This window comes from Streptomyces torulosus (assembly GCF_001419765.1).
Lineage (GTDB): Bacteria > Actinomycetota > Actinomycetes > Streptomycetales > Streptomycetaceae > Streptomyces > Streptomyces torulosus.
The window spans coordinates 1-2824 of the sequence record NZ_LIRK01000951.1; the positions used below are offsets into that span (position 1 = coordinate 1).

Here is a 2824-nt window from a genome sequence, read left to right on the forward strand (position 1 = left end):
CCGTGCGTGGGCGGCCCGCCCGCCGTGGAGCCACCGGCTGCAGACGGAGGTCCCCGCAGCGCTCTGGCGCCGCCTACCCGGTGGTCGGTCTACAGGCGGCGGCCGATCGTCAGGGGGGCCGGGTGGTGTGGGACGTAGGCCGCGCCGTCCAGGTCGAGGGCCTGGGCGGCTGTCTGGAGGGCGCCCGCGGTGGCGGTTGCGCCCCAGTGGCCCTTGTCCAGGCGGGACTCGACCGCGTGGAGGGCGGCCACCGTCTCGGCGGTCGTGAAGTTGCAGTGGCCCTGGCGTTCCACGTACGCCTGGCGGTGGAGCGGGGCGTCCCCGGAGGCGCGGACCCGTGCGGCGAAGCGTGACTGCTGCTCGGTGGGCACGAGGTCGTCGGCGGTGGTGTGGATGTTGAGGAGGGGCACCTCCAGGCCCTGGCCGGCGGAGGACGTGCGTCGGCCGGCGGCCACGGCGGCCGGGTCGGCGGCGATGTCGGCGTGGGCGGTCAGGTTCCGCAGGTCGGCTCGCAGATCGAGGCCGGCCTTCCGGTAGAGCGCCTTGACCAGGGGCGCGTGCTGGGAGGTCGCCAGTACGCGCGCGTAGTCGATGCCCTGGTTGCCGGAGTTGTTGCCGCCGAGGGCCTTCTCGATGTGGTAGCGGGCCGGCACGACCCGGTTGAGGACGCCCTGGAGCAGCCATGAGGCCTGCTGGGCCTGCTGTTCGTCATGGTCGTCGGCGGCGGGGCGGTTCTTGCCGAAGGCCCAGGTCGGCAGGTTCAGGTAGGCCGCGGCGAGGGCGATGCGGGCACGGCCCTCGGGGGTCTTCTGCGCGGCGGCGACGGCGTCGGTCAGCAGGCGGCCGCTGACGGCGCCCTCGGCCTCGGAGGCGAAGCCCACCAGCTTCACCGGGGTGCCGGGCAGCAGCAGGCGGGCGATCGTGTACTCGGCGTCCAGTTGGTAGGCGTGCAGGTCGTTCGCGCCGGCCACGAGCCCGCAAAGACCCAGGGCGCCGTCGATGCCGCCGGCGCCGGAACGGGCGAGGCGGGCGTTGACCAGGCCGCCCATGGACTGGCCGACGGAGAGGGTGCGGACGGGTTCGCCGATCCTCTCGGTGACCGCCCTGATCGTCGCGACCTGGTCGCGCTCCGCGCTCTCCAGGGCCCAGAGGGTCTCGCTGGTGTCGTAGGAGGAGCCGGTGAGGGCGTAGCCCTCTTCGAGGAGGCGCAGGCGTACGGCCTCGCCGGGGGCGTTCTGGGGCGTCGTGACGCCGAAGCCGTGGCTGAAGACGATCAGCGTGCCGTTCCAGTCCTCCGGCACGTCGGCTATCCAGGCGGCGCCGTCGGGAAGGGTGCCGGAGAGGCGCTCGACGGAACCGGCGGCCGCCCGGGGAGCGGCGGTCGAGACGGAGGCGCTGGTCGCGGAGAGGGCGACGACCGCGGCCAGGGCGGTGAGGGTGCGGGTGGAGCGGCGACTGCGTACGGCCATGAGAGGTGGGGCTCCTGTCGACGCGAAGGGGGACGGGGGCTTTGCACGCTCGTACTGGGGGGTAGCTCGAACCCGAAAGGGAATGTAGGGCTGTTTTCTTGTGACGGTCAACGAAGTGCACAACAATCGGCCAGTGCGCCGAAGCCCGCGTTCCTGTCCCCTTATGAGGGATCGTTTCACCCGTACGGAGTAAAAGTGCTCAAGAGGCGAGAAGGTGCTGCTTCCGGGCGCCTACCGTCCACGAATGATGAGCATCAGTCCGGAGACCTCGACCCGCACCGCCGGCGCCCACCGGGCGCACAGCGAGGCGCGCGATCGGGCTGCGGCGCGCGCGGTGGCGCAGCGCCCGCCCGCGCGCTACGAGCCGTACCTGGACGGCCTGTTCACCTACTGCATGTCGGTGCTGTGCGACCACGACGTGGCGATCGCCGCCCTGGGCGACGTCCTCGCCCTCGCCGAGCGCCGCCGCGGCCCGGACACCGAGGAGAGGCGCCGGTCCTGGTTGTACGCGCTGGCCCGCTGGTCCTGTCTGCGCAAGCTCGCCGAGACCCGGCAGACGCGCCCCGGCGCACACGCCCAGGGCCGCCGCGCCCCGCACGGCGCGGAGCCCCAGCACGGCGTACGGGCCGCCGCGCCGCACCTGTCCGAGGAGGAGGAGCGCCGACGGCGGCGTGAACTCGCCCGGCTCGCCTGGCCGGAGGCCGCCGGCACCACCCCAGAGCAGCGCGAGGCGCTCGAACTCGCGGTCCGCCACCAGCTCACCGCCCAGGAGGTCGCCGACGTCCTCGGCCTGGACGCGGCCGCCGCCCGCGAACTGCTCTCCTCCGCCGCCTGCGAGGTGGAGCGCACCCGCGCCGCCCTCGCCGTCGTGGAGACCGGCGCCTGTCCCGGCGTCGCCCTCCTCACCGGCGACCAGCAGCTCGTCCTCAGCGCCACCCTGCGCCGCGAACTCGTCCGGCACGTCGACGACTGCCCCGTCTGCCGCCGCGCCGCCGAGCACGCCGTCCCCGGCCGCTGGCCCGGCACCAGCGTCACCCCCGCCGCGCTGCCCGTCCTCGAAGCCCCGCGCGCGGCCCTGTACGGCGCCATGGGACACCTCACACGCGCGCGTGCCCCGCGTTTCGACCGGCGCGGCTTCCCCATGGACCCCAGGGACCGGGCCGCCCGCCGCGACCGGCTCCGCGCGCGTGCCGTCACCACCACGGTCGTCGCCACCGTCGTCGCCGCCCCCGTCCTCGCCCTCTGGGCCGCCTACCGGGGCGCCCCCCTCATCGGCGAGGGCGTCGACGGCCGGTCGGTCGCCTCCGGCGAGGAACAGGGCGTCGCCGACGGCACTGTCGGCGACGCCCTGTTCC

General features: G+C 74.7%; 1 protein-coding gene and 1 pseudogene. One reads left to right on the forward strand and one right to left on the reverse strand.

The window, feature by feature from the left end; translation table 11 throughout:
- Positions 1–89 precede the first annotated feature (89 nt).
- The gene (locus AOK23_RS42985; RefSeq protein WP_055717796.1) at positions 90–1469 is read right to left on the reverse strand and encodes a hypothetical protein; all 1380 of its coding nucleotides are present in this window, start codon (positions 1467–1469) and stop codon (positions 90–92) included.
- 244 nt (positions 1470–1713) lie between these two features.
- On the opposite strand from AOK23_RS42985, the pseudogene AOK23_RS42990 reads away from it, so the two are divergent.
- Positions 1714–2824 (forward strand): annotated as a pseudogene (locus AOK23_RS42990) (sigma-70 family RNA polymerase sigma factor); the annotation flags it as partial.